Genomic DNA, 884 nt, shown 5'->3' with positions numbered 1-884 from the left:
ATGAACGGTATGTGTATTGTGACAGGCCGTGGCAAACACTCAATCATGGATCACTTTGATAAGAACTACGAGCTTGAGCACCAAATTAGTGGTACCAACAAAGAAGAGTTACTTGTCGATATTCGTGAGATCATTGAATCAGCGAACTTTACCTACATTCGCCAACGTGAAATGAAAGGTCTAGGTCACGCGATTCTAACGGGTCGTGAACTGGTTGGTGATGAACCTTTCGCTGTAGTACTTGCCGATGACTTGTGTGTGAACGAGGAAGAAGGCGTTCTTGCTCAAATGGTTGCGCTGTTTAAGCAATTCCGCTGTTCTATCGTGGCAGTACAAGAAGTACCTGCTGATGAGACGCACAAATACGGCGTGATTTCTGGTGAAATGATCGAAGATGACATCTACCGCGTAGATGACATGGTAGAAAAACCAGAACCAGGCACAGCGCCAAGCAATCTTGCGATCATTGGTCGTTACATCCTTACCCCTGATATTTTTGAACTGATCGAAAACACAGAGCCAGGTAAAGGTGGTGAAATCCAAATTACGGATGCGCTGCTGAAACAAGCAAAAGCAGGTTGTGTTCTCGCATATAAATTCAAAGGTAAGCGCTTTGATTGCGGTAGCGTAGAAGGCTACATTGAAGCAACAAACTACTGTTTCGAAAACTTGTACCTAAAAGATGAAAAGAAGTCTGAATTAGGTAAGCACGCGACAAAGAAAGAAGTGTAAACCTTTCATCAGCCTAGACTCTAAAGCCCGGTTTTATACCGGGCTTTTTGTTTACTGTTTTTTTGTCCAGTATTCCTTTGCACATTTCTCACACTATGTAATACTTGCCCCACTTGGTTATACATAGAGCAAAAACGATGGATAAAATAGAA

General features: G+C 42.5%; 1 protein-coding gene. It reads left to right on the top strand.

Features of this window, described 5'->3' with window-relative positions; translation table 11 throughout:
* Positions 1–732: sugar phosphate nucleotidyltransferase (locus tag R7Q48_RS25705; protein ID WP_318132992.1), on the top strand; the 732-nt coding region annotated here is incomplete at its 5' end.
* Positions 733–884: the final 152 nt, after the last annotated feature.

It is taken from the genome of Vibrio sp. 378 (genome assembly GCF_033339435.1).
The sequence above is the reverse complement of the archived record's forward strand: the minus strand, read 5'-3'. Positions and strand labels throughout refer to the sequence as shown.